Annotated in this window: 24 protein-coding genes; 9 read left to right on the top strand and 15 right to left on the bottom strand. The window is 70.9% G+C overall.

Going from position 1 to position 22,236, the window contains the following annotated elements:
* Positions 1-77: 77 nt before the first annotated feature.
* The 3 genes from WDJ58_RS20255 to WDJ58_RS20245 form a co-directional block, all read right to left on the bottom strand.
* The gene (locus tag WDJ58_RS20255) at positions 78-635 is read right to left on the bottom strand and encodes a hypothetical protein (protein ID WP_338915124.1); all 558 of its coding nucleotides are present in this window, start codon (positions 633-635) and stop codon (positions 78-80) included.
* Positions 632-1,405 carry a P-loop NTPase gene (locus tag WDJ58_RS20250; protein WP_338915123.1) on the bottom strand — a complete coding sequence of 258 codons (774 nt, stop codon included), beginning with the start codon at positions 1,403-1,405 and terminating at the stop codon, positions 632-634. Before WDJ58_RS20250 ends, WDJ58_RS20255 begins: the two co-directional genes overlap by 4 nt.
* 128 nt (positions 1,406-1,533) lie before the next feature.
* On the bottom strand, positions 1,534-1,728 hold the full coding sequence (locus WDJ58_RS20245) for a hypothetical protein (RefSeq protein WP_338915122.1): 195 nt from the start codon (positions 1,726-1,728) through the stop codon (positions 1,534-1,536).
* Positions 1,729-1,914: 186 nt separating this feature from the next.
* On the opposite strand from WDJ58_RS20245, the gene WDJ58_RS20240 reads away from it, so the two are divergent.
* On the top strand, positions 1,915-2,496 hold the full coding sequence (locus WDJ58_RS20240; RefSeq protein WP_338915120.1) for an AN1-type zinc finger protein: 582 nt from the start codon (positions 1,915-1,917) through the stop codon (positions 2,494-2,496).
* A gap of 20 nt (positions 2,497-2,516) precedes the next feature.
* Here the strand turns inward: WDJ58_RS20240 and WDJ58_RS20235 are convergent, their stop codons facing one another.
* The 3 genes from WDJ58_RS20235 to WDJ58_RS20225 form a co-directional block, all read right to left on the bottom strand.
* Positions 2,517-3,203, bottom strand: coding sequence for a hypothetical protein (locus tag WDJ58_RS20235; RefSeq protein ID WP_338915119.1), 687 nt, complete (start codon positions 3,201-3,203; stop codon positions 2,517-2,519).
* Positions 3,200-3,784: a DUF7344 domain-containing protein gene (locus WDJ58_RS20230; RefSeq protein WP_338915118.1), complete on the bottom strand. Its 585-nt coding sequence runs from the start codon at positions 3,782-3,784 to the stop codon at positions 3,200-3,202. Before WDJ58_RS20230 ends, WDJ58_RS20235 begins: the two co-directional genes overlap by 4 nt.
* A 158-nt stretch (positions 3,785-3,942) precedes the next feature.
* The gene (locus WDJ58_RS20225; RefSeq protein WP_338915117.1) at positions 3,943-4,287 is read right to left on the bottom strand and encodes a hypothetical protein; all 345 of its coding nucleotides are present in this window, start codon (positions 4,285-4,287) and stop codon (positions 3,943-3,945) included.
* Positions 4,288-4,469: 182 nt separating this feature from the next.
* Between WDJ58_RS20225 and thsA the strand changes: the two genes are divergently transcribed.
* On the top strand, positions 4,470-6,077 hold the full coding sequence (gene thsA, locus WDJ58_RS20220) for a thermosome subunit alpha (protein WP_338915116.1): 1,608 nt from the start codon (positions 4,470-4,472) through the stop codon (positions 6,075-6,077).
* A gap of 268 nt (positions 6,078-6,345) precedes the next feature.
* On the opposite strand, the gene WDJ58_RS20215 is transcribed toward thsA, so the two are convergent.
* Both WDJ58_RS20215 and WDJ58_RS20210 read right to left on the bottom strand, forming a co-directional pair.
* Positions 6,346-7,056 carry a cob(I)yrinic acid a,c-diamide adenosyltransferase gene (locus tag WDJ58_RS20215; protein WP_338915115.1) on the bottom strand — a complete coding sequence of 237 codons (711 nt, stop codon included), beginning with the start codon at positions 7,054-7,056 and terminating at the stop codon, positions 6,346-6,348.
* 196 nt (positions 7,057-7,252) lie between these two features.
* On the bottom strand, positions 7,253-7,969 hold the full coding sequence (locus WDJ58_RS20210; RefSeq protein WP_338915114.1) for a cobalt-precorrin-7 (C(5))-methyltransferase: 717 nt from the start codon (positions 7,967-7,969) through the stop codon (positions 7,253-7,255).
* A gap of 120 nt (positions 7,970-8,089) precedes the next feature.
* On the opposite strand from WDJ58_RS20210, the gene WDJ58_RS20205 reads away from it, so the two are divergent.
* Both WDJ58_RS20205 and WDJ58_RS20200 read left to right on the top strand, forming a co-directional pair.
* Entirely contained in the window at positions 8,090-9,289 is a 1,200-nt protein-coding gene (locus WDJ58_RS20205; RefSeq protein ID WP_338915113.1) for a PGF-CTERM-anchored ABC transporter substrate-binding protein, read from the top strand.
* Positions 9,286-10,170 (top strand): ABC transporter substrate-binding protein, encoded by an 885-nt coding sequence (locus tag WDJ58_RS20200; protein WP_338915112.1) that lies wholly within the window; start codon positions 9,286-9,288, stop codon positions 10,168-10,170. The genes WDJ58_RS20205 and WDJ58_RS20200 overlap by 4 nt, the downstream gene beginning before the upstream one ends.
* A 222-nt stretch (positions 10,171-10,392) precedes the next feature.
* Here the strand turns inward: WDJ58_RS20200 and WDJ58_RS20195 are convergent, their stop codons facing one another.
* Entirely contained in the window at positions 10,393-10,839 is a 447-nt protein-coding gene (locus tag WDJ58_RS20195; protein WP_338915111.1) for a CopG family ribbon-helix-helix protein, read from the bottom strand.
* A gap of 390 nt (positions 10,840-11,229) precedes the next feature.
* On the opposite strand from WDJ58_RS20195, the gene WDJ58_RS20190 reads away from it, so the two are divergent.
* Entirely contained in the window at positions 11,230-13,623 is a 2,394-nt protein-coding gene (locus tag WDJ58_RS20190; protein ID WP_338915110.1) for a response regulator, read from the top strand.
* A gap of 13 nt (positions 13,624-13,636) precedes the next feature.
* Here the strand turns inward: WDJ58_RS20190 and WDJ58_RS20185 are convergent, their stop codons facing one another.
* A complete protein-coding gene (locus WDJ58_RS20185; protein WP_338915109.1) occupies positions 13,637-14,740 on the bottom strand; it encodes a succinylglutamate desuccinylase/aspartoacylase family protein in 1,104 nt (367 codons plus the stop codon).
* A gap of 193 nt (positions 14,741-14,933) precedes the next feature.
* Between WDJ58_RS20185 and WDJ58_RS20180 the strand changes: the two genes are divergently transcribed.
* The 4 genes from WDJ58_RS20180 to WDJ58_RS20165 all read left to right on the top strand — a co-directional run bounded on the left by WDJ58_RS20180 (position 14,934) and on the right by WDJ58_RS20165 (position 17,562).
* Entirely contained in the window at positions 14,934-15,506 is a 573-nt protein-coding gene (locus tag WDJ58_RS20180) for a HalX domain-containing protein (RefSeq protein ID WP_338915108.1), read from the top strand.
* On the top strand, positions 15,506-16,078 hold the full coding sequence (locus WDJ58_RS20175; RefSeq protein ID WP_338915107.1) for a DUF7504 family protein: 573 nt from the start codon (positions 15,506-15,508) through the stop codon (positions 16,076-16,078). The genes WDJ58_RS20180 and WDJ58_RS20175 overlap by 1 nt, the downstream gene beginning before the upstream one ends.
* On the top strand, positions 16,075-16,737 hold the full coding sequence (locus WDJ58_RS20170) for a hypothetical protein (protein WP_338915106.1): 663 nt from the start codon (positions 16,075-16,077) through the stop codon (positions 16,735-16,737). The genes WDJ58_RS20175 and WDJ58_RS20170 overlap by 4 nt, the downstream gene beginning before the upstream one ends.
* A 303-nt stretch (positions 16,738-17,040) precedes the next feature.
* Positions 17,041-17,562 (top strand): helix-turn-helix transcriptional regulator, encoded by a 522-nt coding sequence (locus WDJ58_RS20165; RefSeq protein ID WP_338915105.1) that lies wholly within the window; start codon positions 17,041-17,043, stop codon positions 17,560-17,562.
* Between the two features lie 127 nt (positions 17,563-17,689).
* Here the strand turns inward: WDJ58_RS20165 and WDJ58_RS20160 are convergent, their stop codons facing one another.
* From WDJ58_RS20160 to WDJ58_RS20140, 5 genes are read right to left on the bottom strand one after another with little or no spacing between them, the layout of a single operon-like run.
* Positions 17,690-18,403: a DUF7500 family protein gene (locus WDJ58_RS20160; protein WP_338915104.1), complete on the bottom strand. Its 714-nt coding sequence runs from the start codon at positions 18,401-18,403 to the stop codon at positions 17,690-17,692.
* A complete protein-coding gene (locus WDJ58_RS20155) occupies positions 18,400-20,289 on the bottom strand; it encodes a hypothetical protein (protein ID WP_338915103.1) in 1,890 nt (629 codons plus the stop codon). The genes WDJ58_RS20160 and WDJ58_RS20155 overlap by 4 nt, the downstream gene beginning before the upstream one ends.
* Positions 20,286-20,786 (bottom strand): hypothetical protein, encoded by a 501-nt coding sequence (locus tag WDJ58_RS20150; RefSeq protein WP_338915102.1) that lies wholly within the window; start codon positions 20,784-20,786, stop codon positions 20,286-20,288. The genes WDJ58_RS20155 and WDJ58_RS20150 overlap by 4 nt, the downstream gene beginning before the upstream one ends.
* Positions 20,787-20,840: 54 nt before the next feature.
* Positions 20,841-21,413, bottom strand: coding sequence for an archaellin/type IV pilin N-terminal domain-containing protein (locus WDJ58_RS20145; protein WP_338915101.1), 573 nt, complete (start codon positions 21,411-21,413; stop codon positions 20,841-20,843).
* Positions 21,414-21,989 (bottom strand): archaellin/type IV pilin N-terminal domain-containing protein, encoded by a 576-nt coding sequence (locus WDJ58_RS20140; protein WP_338915100.1) that lies wholly within the window; start codon positions 21,987-21,989, stop codon positions 21,414-21,416.
* Between the last annotated feature and the right edge of the window lie 247 nt (positions 21,990-22,236).

Below are 22,236 nucleotides of genomic sequence, written 5' to 3'. Positions count from 1 at the left end.
ATGGTCCTAAGTATTCCGCACGCCCGCCCCCACGCCCGCCACGCCAACCGCTCTCCTCCTCGCCGGGTCGACGACGACTACTCGGGGTCCACCCGTGACGACTCCTCGTCCCGCAGCGCACCTTCGAGCCCCCACTCCTCGGCGTGCCGTTCGGCCTCGGCGCGGGCCTCCTCGCGGACGGCCGCGACGGCCGCTCCGTTCTCGAGGAACGCCTCGACGGCCGACCCTTCGTCGCCCTCGGGCGTGCGTCGCCGGGTCCGGGCGGCGAGGTCGGTGTCCTCGGCCAGTCGCTCGGCCGGTCGGCCGGGGTCGACCGACGGCCCCGGGGCGTCGAACGCCGGCAGTGTCGGGGCAGGGGTCTCGTGGAGCTCCATCCGGCAGGGACCGGGATCGGCCATCGCCGAGAGCGCGGCCTCGCCACCGCCCGTCCGGGGATGGTAGGCGAGTCGAGGGACGCCCGCCTCGAAGACGAGAATGCCGCGACCCCGTCCGTCGTCGAGGAGCGCCCCCTGGGGTTCGAGCGTGGCGTATCCCGTCAGCTCGCGGTCGAGCGCGTTCTCCAGCACCTCCCCGGGGTCGTCGACGACGCGCGAGCGGAGCAGTCGACCGGTCGGGAGGCGGTCGTTCGCGTTCATGGCCGGTCGGGGACCACGGCCGACCGGAAGCGGTCGGCGACCCGGTCGCCGTCGCCGGGGCGGACGTCGAGTCCGGCGGCCGCCTGGCCGAAGGCGCGGGCGGCGGGGCTCTCCGGTGCGTGTGCGAGGAGGGGTTCGCCGGCCTGGCGGGCCGCCCGCGTGGCGTCGTCCTCGGGGACGTGGCCCAGCGTGGGGCCCTCGAAGTACCGCGACGCCTTCGAGGCGATGCGCTCGACGGGTTCGTCCTCGCGGACCCGGTTGAACAGGACGCCCGCGAGGTCGGTCCCGTACGCGGCGGCGTACTCCTGGACCTTCAGGCCGTCCGAGAGCGCGGGGACCGTCGGCTGGACGACGACGATCACGCGGTCGGCGAGTACGACCGGGAGGACGGCCTGCTTCGAGTCGAGTGCGGCCGGCGAGTCCAGCAGGAGCACGTCCGCGTCGTCGGCGAGTTCGGCGACGACATCCCGGAGTCTACCGGGATCGGCCGCCTCGAACCCCGCGAGCGACGTCCCGCAGGGGACCACCCGCATCCCGAACCGCTCGTAGGTCGCCGCCCCGACCGGCACCGGATCCTCGGTCAGGAGGACGTCGTGGAGCGTCGTCTCGACGTCGGCGAGGCCGGCGTGGAACAGCAGGTTCGCCATCCCCGTGTCCGCGTCGATGACCGTCACGTCGTAGCGGTCGGCGAGCGCCATCCCGAGCGCGAGCGTGGCGGTGGTCTTGCCGGTCCCCCCCTTGCCGCTGGCTACCGCGAGCGCCTCCACCATCACCGGTGACTGGGCGGTCGTCCGCGTTAAACCTCCGCCTCGCTCGCCGTGCGTTTCCCGCTCGATCCCGGCCCCCGTCCCCACGGCCGACCCTTCGCCGGGGTCGCTTCCCGTCTTCTCGCCGGCGATTAGACGAGTATCATCGCCACGAACGCGCTGGCGAGCACGACGAGCGTGACGAGGAAGGTGAGCACCGTGAGGTCGGCGACCCGGCCCTCGGACTCGAACAGGCCGAGGCCGAACACCGATCCCTCGGAGGTGGCGATCGACGGGAGCTCTCCTATCTCGGTCGGTTCGTTCCCATCCAGGTGTTGTGACGACATCACACCACCATCTCCGGTACCGACCCAAATAAACGACCGAGCGTGTTATCTCGGCGAGAGAAGACCGTCGGTCGCGCCGGTCGCCCCGCGGGAGTTCGCTCGTCGAGTGGCGGTAGCCGGTGCAGCGCCGATATTTTCGAGAGTGACTGGGTAATTTCTTATACGATGGAGGCTACGAAACAAATAATGGGGGACGAGTGTACGCTCTGTGAGGCTGACGACGAGCTGCTGTTCACCTGCGGCCACTGCGGCGAGCGGTTCTGCTCCACTCACCAGTTCCCACACCACGCCTGTGGGGGGTTCGGTCGAGGCGGGAATGCGGGCGACCGTCCCGACGCTATCGAGCGCCCCCCCTCCTCGGCGCTCGACGGGGAAACGGGGGCCGGGCCGGTCGACTCGATCGCCGACGACCGGGCGGAAACTGACGAAACCGTCCGATCGACACCCGAAAGCGGCCCCCGATCGGTGACCGTGACGCCCCCGCGGCCGAGCTCACGAGCGGAGTCGCTCTCAGCCGGGGTCCGGGGACGCTCCGCCCTGTCGGTCGGCGCGAGCGAAGGGTTCGTCAACGTCCGACCGATGGACTCACGCCGCGTGGTCGGCGGGACGGAGGCCAGCGCCGCCCCCCGGACGGTGGGCGACTGGATCGGTCGGCAGACGTACCTGACGCTCACGCTGAAGGTCGGTGTCATCGCGCTCCTCGTCAACGCGGCGTTCTACGGCGGGATGGCGCTCACGCTCTACGGGCTGCTGCCGTTCGCCCCCTGAACCAGCGCGTCTCCGGGTCCCTACCCGGCCTCGTCGCCGGTCACCTCGCCCTCGTCGGCCCCCGAATCGATGACGGAATCCCCGGAGTCGACCCCCCCGTCGGATCGACCGAGGAGCTGTTCGTAGGGCGTGCGCCCGGCGGCGTCGCGGACCTCCTCGAACGCGCGGCTCGCCCGCTCGAAGGCGTCGTCGACGTCGACGTCCTCCTCGCCGGAGGCGCGGGCCTGACAGGCCTCGTAGAGGTCCGAAACCGCGTCCTGATACCGCTCGGTCCGCTCGCCGAGCGCCAGTGCCGAACGAACGGCGTCGGGGTCGTCGGCCGAGACGACGGCGTCGAAGTCGGACTGCCGGCGTGGCGGGTCGTCGAGTTCGTCGACACCGTCGATCGAGCCGTCGACCAGCCTGATGACCGGGGTCTCCGCGGGGCAGTGGACGCCGGAGCGGACCACGCCCAGGAGCGTGTCGGGACCGGGTTCGAACCCGCAGCTCACCACGACGAGGTTCACCTCCGGAAGCGCATCGCGGGCCCCGGAGAGGGTTTCGACCCGACGAACGCCGATTCCGTCGGGTATCGCAGCCGACACCGTTTCGGTGGGCCCGGCGATGAGAACCGTCACTGCCATCCCCTTGTGGGTGATCCCATATAGTGGTTTGCGGACGCGTCCGACACCGAGGGCGTCCGGAGCGCCGAGCGCGGCGGGCGTCACTCGACGCCCGGCGGGGTCTCGGCGTCCACGCGCGCCAGGTGGCGGCGATAGGTCCGGACGGCACCGACCGCGAGCGCCGCCAGCGCGAACAGGAACAGGTAGGCGATCGGCGGCAGGAGCCGGAACGGAAAGACGCCGAGTGCGACGAGGGTCGCCACGACCGTGCCGAGCGCCCCGAGCCCGAGGTAGAACTCCCCCCAGTCCACTTCGGACCGCGGCACCATCTCCAGGTAGACGTCGAACGAGGAGCTGGCCTCCGTTAGCTCGATCGTCCCCCGGTCGGGGTCGTACCTGATGACCCCCGCCCGATCCATCTTCGGCAGGTGGCTCTGGTGGAGGGCGGCGTACACGCGCTTTCGCTCCTTCGAGGTCACCTGTTCGGGCCGGCAGTCGTTCTCCCACGCGGCGATCCGCTCGGAGAGTTCGCGGAGTCCGACCGATCCGTCGCGCGCTTTCAGGAAGTGAAGCACGTAGCGCCGCCGCCGGTTCGAGAGGATGCTGAACACCGTCTCGCGGTCCAGGGGTGGGGACACCCCATCGCCCGAAGGCCTCCCGTCCCCGGTGACGACGCTCTTCCGCATGGGTTACTCGGTTCATGGGTCCAGAAGTAATAGCTATCCCTCTTCCTTTCGGGATTCTCGGCCCGATTCGAGGGTTCCCCACCCCGTCGAAGGGTCGAACCGTCGTCCTCGATCCCGGGCCCCGGGACCTCGGGACGACCGGACCGGACGCCGTCGGGTCAGTCGAAGGCCGAACTGACCCGCAACCCCTCGGAGACGACGAGCGCGCCGCCGAGGACGGCGGCGACGACGAGGAGGGACGTGGCCTCGTCCGGTGGGGTCAGAGCGTACGCCCCGCCGAGGAACAGCAGGCTCAGGAGGAGCCCCGTCCGTACCCGTGCGAACGGCGCTCCGCGGCCGGTCGCCGCGAGATAGAGCTGGGGTCCCAGTATGCCGATCCCGACGAACACGAACAGCCCGAGCAGTCGTCGGCCCTCGGCGAGTCCGAGCGCCTGGCCCGCCCCGACGAGGAGCGCGACGACGCCCAGCGCGGCGAGGAACACCCGGCTCTCCCTGGCGCTCATCACCCCCGACTTCGACCGACCGGGTATAACTCCTGCGTCGGGGAGGGTTCGTGGAATTGATGCTATTACGATACTATATTCCTATACCTGGCTAGTGAGCTCCGAAGCAGCTGATGAGGTGACGTGCGCTACTACCAATCACGCTATACTTATTTCCACTGCTGACCATCCGTACCCCGATTATGGCCTACGCAGGCAGTCAACCCATCTACATCCTCGGCGGCTCCAGCCAGCGGACCCGCGGGCGCGACGCCCGACGCTCGAACGTCCTCGCGGCGAGGGCCGTCGCCGGCGCGGTTCGGACGACGCTCGGCCCCAAGGGGATGGACAAGATGCTCGTCGACTCCTCGGACAACGTCGTCGTCACCAACGACGGCGTGACCATCCTCTCGGAGATGGACATCGAGCACCCCGGAGCGGGGATGATCGTCGAGGTGGCCGAAACCCAGGAGGAGGAGACCGGCGACGGGACGACCACGGCGGTGGTACTGGCGGGCGAACTCCTCTCGCGGGCCGAGGACCTCCTCGACTCGGGGGTCCACCCGACGATCGTCGCGAACGGCTACCGGTTCGCGGCGGCGGAGGCCCGCGCTTTCCTCGAATCGATGGCGGTCGTCGTCGACGACGAGGAGTCGATCCGGGAGGTCGCCCGCACGGCGATGACCGGCAAGGCCGCCGAGTCCGCCCGCGAGCAGCTCGCGGATCTCGTCGTCCGGGCGGTGAGCGCCGTCCGCGAGGGGGACACCATCGACCTCGACGACGTGAGCGTCGAGACGGCCGTCGGCGGTTCGGTCGACGACTCCGTTCTCGTCGAGGGTGTCGTGCTCGACAAGGAGCGTGCGAGAGAGGGGATGCCCCGACGGGTCGAGGACGCGAGGGTCCTCCTCGCGGACGTTCCCCTGGAGGTACGCGAGACGGAGGTGAGCGCCGAACTCAACGTCACTTCCCCCGACCAGCTCGAACAGTTCCTGCAGCGCGAGGAGACCGAACTCCGGGGCCTCGTCGACGCCATCGTCGACGCCGGGGCGAACGTCGTCCTCTGTCGGAAGGGCATCGACGACCTCGTCCAGCACTACCTGACCCGTGAAGGTGTGCTCGCAGTCCGCCGGGTGAAGAGCTCCGACATGCGAGCGCTCGCCCGCGCGACCGGTGCGCGGCGGATCTCCGACTTCGAGGACTTCTCGGCCGAGGACCTCGGTCACGCAGGCGTCGTCGAGGAGCGCGAGGTCGGCGACGAGACGCTGCTGTTCGTCGAGGAGTGTGCGGACCCCCGCAGCGTGAGCCTCCTGCTCCGCGGCGGCACCGAGCACGTCGTCGACGAGATCGAACGGGCCGTCGAGGACGCGATGGGCGTCGTCCGGGTGACGCTGCTCGACGGGAAGGTGCTCCCCGGCGGCGGTGCCCCCGAGATCGCCCTCGCCGACGCGCTACGGGAGTTCGCCGACGGCGTCGAGGGCCGCGAGCAGCTCGCGGTCGTGGCGTTCGCCGACGCCCTCGAGGTCGTCCCGCGAACGCTCGCCGAGAACGCCGGGATCGACCCCATCGACTCGCTCGTCGCGCTCCGCGCGAGGCACGACGCCGGCGAGACCGCCGCGGGCCTGGACGCCTACTCCGGCGAAGTGAGCGACATGTTCGAGCTACACGTCGTCGAGCCGCTGCGCGTGAAGGAACAGGCCATCGACGGCGCGGCCGAGGCCGTCGAACTCGTCCTGCGGATCGACGACGTCATCGCGGCCGGCCCGCTCGGCGGCGACGGCGGCGACGGCGGCGACGAGGACTTCGACGTCTGAGGGGGCGACGGACACCCTGTCCGGACCGTCCGCTCCCCGTTTCACCGTGTCGTTCGACGATCGACTCCGACCTCGCGGAAAGGTTACCTCTCCCCCGGGACGGGTGTGTGTCGCCCTCGACGGGGGAGGAGCGTGTGCCCCCGATCCTCCACCGGAACCCGGTCAGGGGACCGTAATAGGCTTTGTGCGCCGCCGTCCGTCGGGCGTCTTGCGCCCGTCCTTCGGCGTCCGTCGACCGTCGGACGGCCGGGGTCCGAACGGGCCGGTCCTAGTACTCGGTTCCCTTCCGCGCGCGCTGCCCCGACTCGAAGTGGTGTTTCTCCTTGCGGACGTTCGTGACGAGGTCGGCGTGGTCGTAGAGGTACTCCGGTTTCGAGTGGCTCCCCGAGAGGACGAGTTCGAGGCGGTCGGGCTTCGACTCGACCAGGTCGATCACGTCGTCGGGGTCGAGTAGCTCCTGGTCGGCGGCGTACAGAACCTCGTCGAGGATCAGCATGTGCATCCCGTCCTCGGGGGGGCCGTCGGGGTCGAGCGGCTCGGTCAGGTCCGCCCCGCCCGCCGCCGCGAGCAGCTCCCGGGTACGTTCGAGCCCCGCGCGGGCCTCGGCCTCGTGGTCGCGGTCGTCCGACCCGTCGTTCATCGAGTGCCAGCCGTAGTGGCCGAGGTTCTCGAACGAGACCCCCGGCATCGCGGCGATGGCGTTGTACTCCCCCCGGACCGGTTCGACCGAGGAGGTCCCGCCCTTCATGAACTGGAGCACGTGGACGCGGTAGCCGTGACCGGCCGCGCGAAAGCCCATCCCCAGCGTGGCCGTGGTCTTGCCCTTGCCGTCGCCCCACCAGGCCTGCACGCGACCGAACGCCTCGGGCGCGCTCGGGGTGATCTCCTGGGCATCGGGGCGGACGCCCCGGCCGGGGGTTTTCGAGAGCGTCGTCGCTGCGTCGTCGGCGTCGTCGGTGTCGTCTGTCGTGTTCGTCATGGGTTCGTGGATCGTTTACGTCCGTCGTCGGCATATAGTAGCGTTTGGAACCGATGACACACTCCGGACGGGGACGGTTCCCCCGTCCGTGAGTAAAGACTTCCAAACACTACTATAGTACCCGCCGGGGAGGGGGTCCGGCGGTTCGTCCGTCGCCCGGCCGCGAGCGGACCGCGGACGGAGCGCGCGGGACCGCTCATCCCCGACGCACCACCAGTACCGAGAGGTCCGAGAACGCCGCCTCGACGGTCGCCAGGTCGCCGAGCGTCGTCCGCGTGATCCGCTCGTCGGCGAGGGTGAGCCGCTCGCCGACGAGCGCGGACAGCCCGGGGTCCGCGCCCGCGTCGAGCAGGTGGGTTGCGACGTCGGGCGGCATCAGGTCGTAGGGCCGCGGGAGCACCAGCAGATGCCGGTCGCCGACGTCGCGCACCAGCCGGTCGAGCGCCGCGTCCGGCGGCCCCCTGCGGTGGAGCGTGACGAACGTGGTCGACTCGAGCGGCGTCCGGGCGCGGGCGGCGGCGACCTGTATCGAGGACACCCCGGGGACCACCCGGACCGGCCGGTCGACGGCGCGCTCGATCCGACCGAGGAACTGGTACCCCGAAACGCTCGGGTCGCCCATCAGCACGGCCACGCCGGTCCCGCCGGCGGACACCCGGTCGGCGAACGCCGCGAGGGTATCCTCCTGGTCGTCGTAGCTACACTCCAGGAGGGTCGCGTCGGTCACCGGCCGGACGACGTCGATCACCGTCGAGAACCCGACGACGATATCGGCCGCGTCGAGCAGGTCGCGCGTGCGGCCGGTCAGGTACTCGGGGGATCCCGGTCCGACGCCGAGGGCGTGGACGGGCGACCGCGCGTCGGCGGGTTCGGGGGCCGAGGCCGCCGTCGATGCGGGGTCCTCGCCCGTCATCGTTCGACGCTCCGGCGGCTACCGGGGCCGCGTCTCGGCGGTTCGGTGGGGTTCACACCTACTCCAAATTTACTTGCATTAGATAAATATTTATTGGATAGCGCCGCACGCCGAGAGCGCATGGAACTACGAGTCGTGCTCGTCGCGCTCGTCCTCCTCGCCGGTCCCGCGGTGGGCGGGGTCGTCGGGGACGCCGGGCCGACGCGAGCGGGTGGCGAGTCGAGCGTACAGGAGGACCAGGCGACCTGTTCGTTCCCGTTCGAGCGGGTCGACGCGACGGGGACGGCGGTCCGGATCGAGGCCGAACCCGAGCGGGTCGTGACGCTGAACCCGAGCGCCGCACAGACGATGTGGGAGATCGGTGCCCGCGGGAAGGTCGTCGGCGTCACCAGGCACGCGATGAACCTGGAGGGCGCGGCCGACCGGACCAACGTCTCGGGAGCGGGTCGGACGATCAACCCCGAGGAGGTCGTCGGCCTCTCGCCCGACCTGGTTCTCGCTCCCAACACGGTGGGCAACGAGACGGTCGAGCGGTTACGGGGCGCGGGCCTGACGGTCTACCGCTACCGGGAGGCCGGGAACGTCGCGGACGTCTACCGGAAGACCAACGTGACGGGACGGCTGGTCGGGGCGTGCGAGGGGGCCGAGGGGACCGTCACGTGGATGCGGGAACGTCTCTCGGTCGTCGAGGAAGCCACCCGGGACGCGGAACCGGTCTCGGCGCTCTACGTCTTCTACGGCTACACGGCCGGCGAGGGGACGTTCATCGACGGGATCATCACGGCCGCCGGCGCGGAGAACGTCGCCGCCGAGGCCGGCGTGACCGGCTACCGACAGGTCAACGAGGAGGTCGTCGTCGACCGGCGGGTGGAGTGGATCGTGCTCAACTCCGACTCGCGGACCCTCCCCGACTCGCCCGCCTTCGAGGAGACGGTCGCGATCCAGCGAAACCGGACCGTCGTGGTGGATATCAACCACCTGAACCGGCCGGCCCCACGGATCGTCCACGCGGTGTCGACGCTGGCCGAGACGTTCCACCCCGAGGCGTACGCGGCGGCCAACGCGACCGAGACGCCGATCCCGAGTCCGACCGTGACCCCGACTCCGAGTCCGACAGCGTCCCCGACCCGGACCACGGCGACGTCGGTACCGGCGGACTCCTCGACGCCGACGGACTCGCCGACATCGACGCGGCCCACGGCGTCGACGCCGACCGGGGACGAACCGACGACGACCGACGCCGACGGTTCCGGTCCGGGGATCGTGACGGCGCTGGTCGCCGGGCTCCTGGCCCTGGGACTGGCGAGGTGGCGGCGGTGAGGGTCGTCTCGACCTCCCCGTCGGGGACGGAGATCCTCTGTGCGCTCGGCGTCGACCCGGTCGCGGTCTCGCACGCCTGTGACTACCCGCCCCGGGTGCGCGACCTGCCGGTCCTCGACCGCTCGCCGGTGGACGCGACGGCCAGCGCCGACCGCCACGCACAGGTCGAGCGGGCGGCCGGGGCCGGCCACGTCTACGAGGTCGACACCGACCTGCTCCGGTCGCTCGAACCCGATCTCGTGCTCACCCAGGAGGTCTGTGGGGTGTGCGCGGTCGACGCGGCGCTGGTCGACGAGGTGCTGGCCGACGCGGACGTGGATCCCGACGTCGTGGGGATGAGCGCACGGTCACTGTCGGACGTCTACGACTGCGTCCGACGGGTGGGACGGGCGGTCGGCCGCGAGGGCCGGGCCGGGGAGGTGATCGACGGGATGCGGAGCCGGATCGGGTCCGTCGAGCGGCGAGCCCCGGAGGAGGGCCCCCGGATGGCGGTGCTGGAGTGGCTCGATCCCGTCCGCGGGGCCGGTAACTGGGTCCCCGAACTCGTCGCCGCCGCCGGCGGGACGGACGTGCTCGGCGAGGCCGGGGAGCGGTCGGTCGAAGTCCCGTGGAACGAACTCCGTGCGGCCGCCCCGGAGGTGCTGGTGCTCGCTCCCTGTGGCTTCGACGAGGCGGAGACGGTCGCACGGCTGAAGGAACTGGCCGATCGGCCGGGGTGGGAGGAACTCCCCGCGGTCGAGGACGGCCGGGTGTTCGCGCTCGACGGCGCGAGCTACCTCACCCGGTGGACGCCGCGGCTGGCCGCGGCGACCGAGCGACTGGGGGCACTCGCACACCCGGCGACGTTCGGGCCGCCCGAGGCGACCCGGCTGGTCGACTGATCCCGGCGGTCGGCGCGGGTCCCGTTTGCCGGCCGGAGCGACCCGTAACGGGTCCCGCACTGTCGAACCCCGATAAACCGGGGCTCCTGCCCGGGAGCCGCGTCCGACCGGACGGGAGGGCTGGCGACGACTCACCCTCGCCTCGACGGACGGTGCCGCGGGTCCACTGGACGGTTCGGCTGGAGACGGGACACCCCGCTGTCCTACGGTACCGTCCGTCGTTCAGTGGTCGTGGCCGTGATCGTCGGAAGTCAGTTCGGCCCCGAAGTCGTCGACCGGGAGCACCGAGTAGTCGACGGTGAGCGTGTCCTGGGTCGCGCGTATCTTCCCGACGAACGTGCTGATCTCCTCCAGTGACCCCTCGAGGACGAACAGCTCCATGCAGTAGTGGTTCCCGACGTGGTTGTGGAAGTTGGAGGTGACGAGCGACTCGTGCTCGTGGCGCAGGCGCATCATCCGCTCCTCGGCGTTCGAGGTCTCGTAACTGAACAGCACCGTCACGACCCCGAGGAGCGACCGGCCCTCCAGCTTGCGGTCCTCGAACTCGCCGAGCAGGTTCCTGGCCGCCTCGCGGACGACCTCCGAGCGGCCCGTGTAGCCGTGGCCCTCCGCGAACTCGTCGATCCGATCCAGGAGCGACTCCGGCATCGAGACGCTGACGACGGTCATGTATTAATTCGCGGCGGCGAGACTATTAGAGGTTAGCATCCCGGCCGGCTCGACCGATCCGAGTCGGGATCCCTCGTGGGGATCGGACCGCGCGGAGGAGTCCCGGGGAGAACGACTCCACGCCGCTCGGGATCGTGTCCGGCGGCGGGACACGGCATCGTTCCGGCGCTGCCCCGGCCGTCGTCGCCGTCACCGCGCCCGACCGCCGGCCGCGTTCGGGGACGCTCGGTTCGCGGGTCGACGGTCACCGACACCGCGATCGTCCGCCGGTCGACGGACCGGTCACACCGGGCGTCGGCGCGTGAACACCTCCCTCGGCCGGTCTCGGCCGTCGATCGGACGCTGTGTCGATGTGTGGTATTATGAGTCAGTGCCGCCTCCTCACGTCCGATGTCAGAGGTCCGAGTCCTGCACGTCGACGACGACGAGTCGCTCCTCGATCTGGCGTCGGCGATGCTGGAGCGGCGGGGGTTCGAGGTCGTCAGGGCGACGGGCGTCGAGCGGGCGGTCGACGTGCTGGACTCCGAGCCCGTGGACTGCGTGGTCAGCGACTACCAGATGCCCGGACGTGATGGGCTCGAGTTCCTGCACCTCGTCCGCGAGCGCGATCCCGCGCTGCCGTTCGTGCTGTTCACGGGGAAGGGAAGCGAGGAGGTGGCGAGCGACGCCATCGCCGCGGGCGTCACCGACTACCTCCAGAAGCGAACCGACTCGAGGCAGTTCGAGGAGCTGGCCGACCGGATCGAGCGGGCGGTCCGCGAGCGGCGGACCGCCGAGGGGCTCAGCGAGGGCGACCGGATCCTGACGGCGCTCGTCGAGACGCTCTCGGGGGTCGTCTACCGGCTCCGGCTGCCCGACGAACGACCGGCGTTCCTCGGCGGACAGATCGAGGCTCTCACCGGGTACGACGGCGCGGCGTTCCGGGAGGGGGACGTGACGCTCCGGGGGGTGATCCACGAGGACGACGTCGGCAGGGTCGAGCGCGAGATCGAGACCGCGCTCGGGGAGGGCCGGTCGTTCGACGTGACCTACCGGATCCTGACGAAGTCCGGGCGGGTCCGCCGGGTGTCGAACCGCGGTCGCGGGGTCTACGACGGTGACGGCGAGCCGGTCGCGATCGAGGGGTTCGTCCTCGACCGGAGCGACGGGGCCCACGAGGCGCGGATCCGCGAACTCCACGCGGCGACCCGGCGGCTGTTCGGGGCGGGCTCCGCCGAGGAGGTTGCCCGACTGACCGCCGAGGCCGCCAGGGACGTGCTCGGCTACCCGATCAACGGCGTCAGGCTCTACGACGAGGCGCACGGCACCCTCCGTCTCGCGGCGTCGACCACCACCAGCGAGTACCTGCTCGGCGAACGGCCGGAGTACCGGGTCGACGAAGACGCGGACGGCGACGAGGAGGGGGAGGGCGGGCCACTCGAGAAGGGTCGCTACCCGACGACGGCCTTCCAGACGGGCAAACCGGTCGTCGTCGACGAGTTCGGTGACGACGATCGCCCGGTCCGGGCGGAACGGGTCGAGTCGGCGATGTACCTCCCGCTCGGGGAGTACGGAACGCTCACGATCTGTGCGACCGAGCCCTCGTCGTTCGAGGTGACCGATCGTGAGATCGCGGGCGTCCTCGCCGAGAACACCGCGGCGGCGCTCGACCGGACCGACCGGGAGGGGGCCCTGACTACCGAGCGTGACCGGCTCGCGGCGCTCTTCGAGAACGTCCCCGACCCGGCCGCCCGCGTCGAGTTCGTCGACGACGAACCGGTCGTCGAGGCGGTGAACCCGGCGTTCGAGTCGACGTTCGGTCACGTCGAGAGTGCCGTCCTGGGCCGCTCGCTCGACGAACTCATCGTCCCGGCGGGCGATGAGGAGCCCGCCCGGGCGTTCAACGACCGCATCCGCGACGGCGAGAGCCTCCACGCGGAGGTCCGCCGCGAAACCGCCGACGGCGTCCGTGACTTCCTCCTGCACGTCGTCCCGCGGTCCCGGGATTCGGCGACGGTCGGGTACGCCATCTACACGGACATCACCGAGCGGCGCGAGCGCGAGCGGGAGCTCACCAGACAGAACGAGCGGCTCGAGGAGTTCGCCTCGGTCGTCTCCCACGACCTCCGGAACCCGCTGAACGTCGCGGAGGGGCAGCTCGAGATCGCCCGCGAGACCGGCGCGCGCGAGAGCTTCGAGGCCGTCGAGCGCGCCCACGAGCGGATCGAGTCGCGCATCGAGGGGCTGCTCGAACTGGCCCGACAGGGCCGAACCGTCGGGGAGACGCGTCCGGTCGACCTCGCCGAGGTGTCGGGGGCCGCCTGGGAGAGCGTCGAGACGGGCGCGGCACGCCTCGATCTCGCCGAGGGACTGGGGACCGTCGAGGCGGACCCGGAACGGCTCTGCCAGCTGTTCGAGAACCTCCTCTCGAACGCGGTGACCCACGGGGTCGAACACCCGCCCGGGGTGACCGACGGCGGGACCGGTACCGGCGTGCCGCTGACGGTCACCGTCGGCCCCCTCGACGACGGCTTCTACGTCGCCGACGACGGGGCCGGGATCCCCGACGACGAGCGCGACCGCGTCTTCGATCCCGGCTACACGACCGCCGAGGAGGGGACGGGGTTCGGCCTCGCCATCGTCAGGAGTATCGCCGAGGCGCACGGGTGGTCGGTCGCGGCGACCGAGGGGGCGAACGGCGGGACCCGTTTCGAGTTCGACGGCGTCGAGGAACACGGTGCCGGGGCCGCCGACACTCCGGAGGACGACGACCATCGCGAGCGCAAGCGCGGCGGACAGGCCTGACTCGACGCGCCGGCTACTCCTGCTCCTCGCCGGTCCGCCAGACGGTGCCGTTGGCGCGGTAGCCGTCGAACTCGCCGGTCGAGATCTCGCGTTCGATCTCCTCGCTCGTCTCCTCGTCGACGCGGACGAGGTGACAGAGCGGGTGGCCAGGTAACGCGACCGGGTTCTCCAGAACACCCACGAGCAGGCCGGTGAACGGGGCCTTCACGACGCGTTCCTCCCGGCCGAAGTGATCGGAGACGGTACAGATGGTCTCGCCCTCGCGGACCAGCGGGTACGGCCCCCAGTGCATGTCTACCAGCCCCCCGGTGTCGGCCCTGATCCACGCCTTGTCGCCGGCGTCGCCGGGGACGACCCGGAGCCACTTCGTCTCGGGAGCCTCGCCGGGGAGCAGCTCGCACTCGGTGAGGACGCCCTCGACGCCCCGGGTGGCCTTCTCCACGAGCACAGGCTGGAACCGGTGGGCCTTGCCCATCTCCACGGTGAGCGTCGGGATGCCCGCGGCGGTCGCGGCCCGGCGGAGCGACCCCTCCTCGCCCGCCCCCGCGAGGACGAGGTTCGCGCCGAACGCGCGCGCCAGCCGCTCGACCGCCGGGTTGGAGGTCTCCGCGCGGACGTGGAACATCGTCGTCCGGTTGCGCGTCGAGGTGTGGAGGTCGAGCCCGTAGTCGCACTTCGAGAGGAACGCCTCCCAGAGCTCGTTCGCCATCCGTCCGGCGGTGTTCGACCCCGACCGCCCGGGGAACGCCCGGTTGAGGTCCTGGTCGTAGATGGGGATGTAGCGCTGCTGGGCCTGGAACGCCGGGACGTTCGCCACGTGGACCACGACGAGCGTCCCCGCGAGATCGGCGGGTTCGTACCGCCGGGCCACCTCCTGGGCGACCTTCACGCCGTTGAGTTCGTCGCCGTGGACCGCCGCGGCGACGAACACCCGCGGACCGGGGCGGTCGCCGTTGACGATGGTAACGGGGACCTCGACGGGGTCGCCGAGGTACGTCTCCCCCACCTCGTACCGGAGGTGGCGCTTCTCGCCCGGCCGCACCTCCCCGCCGTAGCGGAACGGCAGGGGGCGCGTTCTGTGGTCCGTGCTCCCGCCGTCCTCGTCCGTCTCGGCCATACACCGAGCCCGCCTCCGGGGGCCGTATGTGTTCGCCCGGGAACGGACCTGGAGCCACGCCGAACGGACCGACGTACCGACACCGCCGAGAGCGGACCGAGCGGGGCTCCGATCGGTGACGGGGTGGACTCACCCGTGAGAACACCCCTCGCCGTTTAGGTGTCTCGGGACGTGTTCCTCCTATGGTGATTCCGTGACCGACGAAGCAGACCGGAGCCGGGTTCGGGTGCTGCTCGTCGAGGACGAGCGTCCGCTGGCCGAACTCTACACGTCGTGGCTCACGGAGGCGTACGAGGTGGAGACGGTCCACGACGGCGAGGCGGCGATCGACGCCTACGACGAGCGGGTGGACGTGGCGCTCCTCGACCGGCGGCTGCCGGAGACCAGCGGCGACCGCGTACTCGAACACATACGCGAGTCCGGCAACCCGTGCCGGGTGGCGATGGTGTCCGCGGTGACCCCGGACTTCGACATCTACGGGATGGGCTTCGACGACTACCTGGTCAAGCCGGTCTCGAAGGACGACCTGCTCGGCCTGGTCGAGCAGCTCGTCCGCGTGAGCGACTACGACGAGGGGCTCCGCCGCCACTTCGCGCTCTCCTCGAAGCTCGCGCTCCTGCAGACCCACAAGACCGAGGCCGAGCTCGCGGCAAGCGAGGAGTACGCGGCGCTCCGGGCGGAGATGGACGAACTCGATCGGGAACTGACCGAGGCGGTCGGCGAGATGTCGGTCTCCGACATCGGGGCCGTCCTGCGGGACGCGTGATGGCACCCGGGGAGCTCGAGGCGGGGTCGACCGCCCTCGTCATCGGATCGCGGCACGACCGCCGGACGTTCTGTCTGGACCACCTCGCGACGGCCGAGCGGACCGCCGCGGTCGTCCTCCCGCCGGACCCCGGGGCGGTGATCGAGGAGTACGAGCGGCTGGGCGGGGAGGCACCGCTGACCGTCGTCCTCGACGAGTCGACGGGCACGCCCCCGACCGACGGCCCCGGCGTCCACACCACGACGGTCGACGCGGGATCGCTCCCGTCGGTCGGCGAGGCGGCCCTCGGGACGATCGAGACCGACGGGACCGGCCCGCCGGCCGATCGGCTGTGGATCGCGGGGCTCCCCGACCTGCTCGAACGGGCGTCGGTCCAGCAGGTGTACCGGCTGCTCTACATCCTCTCCGAACACGTCCGGCGGGTCGACGGCCTCGGCCTGTACGGGCTCTCGGCGTCGACCGAGCAGAAGACCGTACGGATCCTCCGACAGGCCCTCGACTACGAGATCACCCTGGAACCCGGATCCGACCCCGAGACCCGGACGCTCGCCGAACCTTCTACCGGGGCATGACCGACCCGGGGGAGGGGGATCCCGAGGCGAAGTTCCACGAGGTCGTGGGACTCCTCGAGGACTGGTCGCCGGATCCGGAGGACCGGGGCGTCGAGGTGAGCCGGGGGCTGCGGCGGATGCTCGACGCCCGACTGAACGCCGAGGAATCCTCCAGGTGGGACCGCGACATCGTCGAGCGCCAGCGCGGCACCCTCGCCGCGGACGTCACGATCAACGGCGAGATCGCGGTCGCCGTCCTCGGCTCCGCCAGAACCGCCGCCGTCTCCTCCATCCGATCGCGTCTCTCCCTCCTCGGCGGGCGGTACAACTACCTCGTCGTCTACTGGCGGGACGCCGTCGACGACGACGGGGACGCGCGCCGGCTCATCGAGCGGCGCACGACCGCCCGCTCGATCGGCGTCGAGGGGATCGTGTTCGTCGGCGAGGAGGTACCCGGGGACGCCGATCCCTCCGACGGGCCGTTCTCGCTCCCCGGGCTCACGACGGGGGCCGTCGCGGTCGGGGCCGCCGTCGGCTTCGGCCTGTTCCTCTCGGCGGACGGCGTCGTCCGTGGCCTCGACGCCATCGGAGGGTTCCCGCCGCTCGCCCGGGCGTTCGTCCTCGGCTCCGGGCTCCTGTTCTGCTCCGTACTCGGTCTGGCCCTCCTCCTCACCCGGTGAACGCCGCCGGTGTCGTCACGTGTCGCCTCGCTCCGCCGTCGACCGACGGGATCGGCTCCACGACGAGTACGTCGATCGCACGTGACGGCTCGTACGGACGGCTCCCGTCCCGGCGGACCGGCTCCGGCGAGGACACCGGGAGTCGCGTGGTATCCCGGGGACGGACGAGGGGACGTGGAGGGTCCGTATCGCAGGACGTCGGCGGGCCGTTCCCGAAAGATACCGGCAATATACGCACGCGTTATCAGTTACAGAAAACGCTACTGATTATTTAGGGGTGCCCGGGGTCGAGATAGAGTGAAGATGCGACGAACGACGTCAGTGAAGACGGACCAGTCGGAACGCGGCGGGATCCCGGTCGAGTCGCTCCTGCAGGAGCTTCGGGACTTCGAGCAGGTCGACGCGGGCTCGGATCCGGACGACGCGGGGCGGTGGGGTGAGGACGAGGACGGGCCGCAGGAGGTCCTTGCGGTGGTGATGAACACGCTGTTCCCCGATACGGACTTCCGGTTCGACGAGGACGTGGTCAAGCAGAACCTCGACGAGACGCTCCTGATGCTCATCACGCTCCGCCGGAGCGGCACGCACGGCAAGGGGCTGATGGACGACCTCGCCTGCCTGTTCGACGCCCACCTCAGCCCCGGGACGGTCTACCCGCAGCTCCACCAGCTCGAGGACGAGGGGCTCCTCCAGATGCACGAGAAGGTCCGCACGAAGGAGTACCACGTCGGCGACGACGAGGGCGTTCGCGCCCGCCTCGAACGGAGCATGCACCAGCACCTCGCGCTCGGCTACGCGATCTATCTCGCGCTCGAGGACGCCTGATCCGTCTCCGGTCGACGCCCGCTGGCCCGCAGTGATCGTCGTTCCGACTCCGTACCGAAGCCGCACGCTCACTTCTCGCCGTTTCGACTCCCGATGATCCCCGCCCCGGGCGGGGGAGCGGGACGGTTCAGCGGCCGGTCACGTCGAGGTCCGAGGCGGCCAGCAGCACCTCCAGCACCGACTCGGGATCCCGGTCCGGGTCGACCCGGCCCGCGTACCACCGCAGGAACTCCTCGAACACCACCCGGACGTCGTTGGAGCGGAACGACTCGGTCGCCCGGCCGTGGTCGGTCCTGACCGCGACGTCGACGGCGTAGGCCGCCCCCGGATCGGGATCCGTCCCCGGAACCGCCTGCCCCCCGCGGCCGTCGGGGGACGCTCCGGCCTCGCCACGATCATTCGGTGACCGGGGAGCCCGCTCGGAGCTGCGATCACTTCGAGGATTTGCGGTCGAGCCGGACCCGTCATCGGTACCCGTGGCGTTCCCGTCGGTCGGGACGACGACCCGTTCGTCGTCGAGCTTGCGGAGCTGTCGGGCGACGCGCTCCAGGTCGGACGGGCTCAGCACCCCGTCCGGGTCGGCGGCGTCCGCCGCCGGATCCGACGGGATCGGGGGGTCGGGGGGCGTCCTCGGGCCCGACGCGGACCCGTTCTCCGACCCGACGGTGGGATCGGGATCGAGATCGGCAGCGGGCTCCGCCTCCGGCGGCACCTCGCTCCCGTCCTCGTCCGTCGTCCCCGCCTCGGGTGGGAGGGGTCCGCCGGTCTCCCCGTGGTCGTCTCGCCGGTCGTCGCGGTCGGTACGGTCGTCGGTCGTCTCCGCGTCTTCGTCTCTGGTCATCGTATCGGAATCAGTCGTTCGAGCGTTCGTGCGATGGGCAGGGCGAACTGCCGGTCGTGGCCGAAGTACTCGACTCCGGACAGCAGCAGGAAGGCGACGGATGCCGCGAGGACGAGTGCGAGCACCGCGGCACCGACCCGGGGATCGAGATCGGTCCGGAGGGCGGCCACGAGCCACGCGAGGAACAGTCCCGCCACCGCGAGGTGCGCCACGCCGTGTGCCTGCATCGCGGTCCCGGGACCGACACCGGCCAGCGCGAGGGCGGCGAAGGCGACGGCGGCGACGGTCAGTCCGATCGCGAGCGCCGCCAGCCTGCCGCCCTCGTGCTCTGCGACCCGGTGGACGGGCTCCAGCCGGCAGACCCCGTAGATCAGGAACGGGACGGTGGGGATCAGGTAGCGGACCGTGATGGTCGAGTGGAGCGGGAGCTGCGGGAGGTAGAGCAGACCGAACACCGCGACGTACGTGGCCGCGAACAGGTCGGTCGCCCGGACCGGATCGCGGCGTAGCAGTCCCAGCGTCGCACGGGTCGGGACCGCACGCGCCCGGATCGCGATCGGGGCGGCGAACAGGCCGGCGACGATCGGAGCCGACTCGAGCAGCGTGAGCTCGAGAGTGTAGCCCCCGGTCTGTGCGTAGTCGACCCCGGGTATGCGCCCGCTCCTGACGACGACGTGGAACAGCCGCCGCGGTTCGAGCGCACGGACGCCGCGGTCGAGCTGGGCGAGGAAGACGTCGAGTGCGAGTCCCGTCCCGCCGACGACGGCCGAGACTCCCCCGGAAGGGCTCGACCCGCCGGCGGTTCCCACGGATTCCGACGCGGTGATCGACCCGCTCCCGGGAGTCGGGGTGTAGTCGGGCAGCATCCGCGGGGGGAGGAGGGGGTTCCCCGAGATGGCCGCGTTCGTCAGCAGGAACGGGGCGAGCGCGAGGCAGAACGTGCCGGCGAGGATCGCGAGCGTCCGCGGGCGGTTCTCCCGGGCAGTCAGGAGGTCCGCGGGCACGACCGCGGCCAGCAGCGCCAGTCCCTCCGGCGCGCTGACCCAGGCCGTGAGCGCCGCGGCGACGTACGGGACGGCCCGGAGACGCCGCGCGCGGACCGGATCCGTCGCCGCCCGGGCCCGATAGAACCCGTAGAGGGCGACCAGCGCGAGCAGGGCGGTGACGGCGTGACGCTTCGGGATCGGGGCCCAGAACCCCACGGGGCCGACGACCGCGGTCGTCACGCCGGCGAGCACCCCGACACGGGGGCCGTGGACCGCCCGGAGGAGCCGGTAGCCGACGACCGCGAGCAGCGCCGCCGCCAGCATCGTCGTCAGCCCGAGTGCGACCAGCGGGAACGACTCGGGGGAAAGACCGGTCGCACCGACCAGGTTCGCGCCCAGGAGGACGAGCGCGAGGGCGCTCCCGGCGAGCGTCGCGAGCCGCTCGCGTCCGATAACGTGACCGACCTGTACCGACGCGCCGAGCACGACGAGGCTCCACAGCCCCGCCAGCAGGATCCGGACGTCGACCAGGGTCGAGAGCGCACGGAGCGCCCAGAGGAGCGGGACCGCCGCCGCGGCGTGACCGTAGTTCCGGCCGTAGAGCCGCCCCTCGGTGACGTACAGCCCGGGGAGGTCGGCCCCCGACGGGCCGTACGTGAGCGGGTCGACCGCGAAGCTCCCACGGGCCAGCGCCGTCACCGTGTTCGCGATCGCGAACGTATCGACGATGAACACGTCGACGCGCCAGTAGAGGGCGTAGAACGCGAGCGATCCGAGGAACAGCGCCAGCGCGGTGTGATCCGATCGGACGGCCGCGAGGGCGCGGGTGGAGGTGGCCCGGACCCGGGAGGCGACCGCGAGCGCGTTGCGGACGGCCATCGGAGCCCGATCCACCCTCATCGCTCGACCTCCAGCACGACCGTCTCCTCGGCGATCGTCCCCGACCAGTCGCCCCCCTCGACCGAGACGACGAGCGTCGCCTCGTAGCTCCCCCCGGTCACCCGGTCGGCCGGAACGGTCCCGGCGGGTGCCTCGATCCGGGTCGTCCGCGCGGTCCTCGCCGGGATCCGATCGGTCGTCTCGTCGACGACGCCGAGTTCCGGAATCCGGACCGCGTAGCGGAGGACGACCGGTCGCGCTCCCGTCTCGACCGGGAGGTCGACCGGGTCGAGTTCGATCCGGTAGTCGCCGCCGATCGGGGTGAGTTCGCCGCTCGCGGGGAGGGCTGCGGCCCCGAACGCGAGCCGCTTCTCGACCCCCATCCCGGCCGTTCCCTCGCCGAACCCCCGGTAGCCGGAGTCGGCCGTGGCGGCCCCGGTCGTGAACGCGACACCGGGGACCAGCGGTCCCGAGGCGAGGACGACGACGGCGAGGACGGTCACGGTCGTCAGGAGCACCACTCGATCGGATATCATTGTACTGAAAAATTCGGTCGTCGAAACGCTTCGGGTTCAGACCCGGACGTACGTCTGTCCGGTGAGCACGTCGGGGACGTTCACGCCGTAGACCGTCGTCGCACCCGACTGGTCGACGACGCGGAGCGTCGCGCCCTCGCCGCTGCCGATACCGCCGGAGGTCTCGACCGAGCTGGTATCGATGAGGATCTTGACACGCTCGCCGTTGTCGTCGAGCACCGTCGCGCTGTCACCCTTCTCGGAGACGGTCGTGAACTCGCTTGCACTCGTGGCCCCCGCGTGGGTCAGCGTCGCGGATTCGGAGTCGCTGGTGTACTCGATGGTGGCCTCGGCGAGGTCGATCGGATCGGACCCCGGCGACTTCTTCACGACCAGCGTGACCGTGTCGATGTCGTCGTTCGAACTGTCGACCAGACCGGTCGCGGAGACGACGTCGATCTGGTTGGACACCTGTGCCTGTGCGTCGGAGCTCGTATCCTCGGCCTGGCTCTGGAGCAGGCCGGAGGTGTTGACGAGCACGCCCGCGGCGACGGCGGCGACGAGCACCATCGCGATGAAGATGATGAGCGTCCCGATGCCCACCTGACCTCTGTTTTCGTTCTCGAACATCTATACCTCCACGTAGCTCTGGTCGTTGATCACGTCGGGGACGTTCACGCCGTAGACCGTCGACGCGCCGGACTGGTCGACGATCTCGAGCGTGGCGTCATCGCCCTCCGACAGCGCGGACGGGTAGCCCGTGGTACCGTCAAGGGTCAGCGTGAGCTTGGCCCGCTCGCCGTTGTCGTCGAGGACGTCACCGGTCATGCCGGTCCCGGAGACGGCGGAGATACCGAATCCGCTCCCCTGGGTCAGCGTCAGCGAGTCGCTGGCGCTGGTGTACTCGATGGTGGCCTCGGCGAGGTCGAGCGGGTCCGATCCCGGCGACTTCTTCACGACGAGGACGACCTCGTTCACGTCCGAGCCGCTGACGGTCCCGGTTGCGGAGACGACGTCGATCTGATTGGATACCTGTGCCTGTGCGTCCGAACTCGTGTCCTCGGCCTGGCTCTGGAGCAGGCCGGAGGTGTTGACGAGCACGCCCGCGGCGACGGCGGCGACGAGCACCATCGCGATGAAGATGATGAGCGTCCCGATGCCCACCTGTCCGCGCGGACGGTCGTCGTTCGTATTGATTGTCTTCATTGTTTCCTATGGTGTCACGTCGACGTCCTCCCGCCCCCGAAACCCCACCGCCCTGTCCCGAGCCCGGTGCCCGGTCCCCCCGCGGATCGCGGGTAGCCGGTGGACCGTAGTGAACGAGTGTCCGTTGACGCTTCCCGGGGTTCTCCCCGTGCTCGCCACGAGGCAGGCCACCAGTATCAACGCCCTCTCGGTTTCCTCCGCCGTTTCGAGACGTGAATCGAGATCCGATACCCGGCCCGATTCGGTA

Source organism: Salinirubellus litoreus, from assembly GCF_037335815.1.
Lineage (GTDB): Archaea > Halobacteriota > Halobacteria > Halobacteriales > Haloarculaceae > Salinirubellus > Salinirubellus litoreus.
This window is presented reverse-complemented; position numbering and strand designations above follow the sequence as displayed.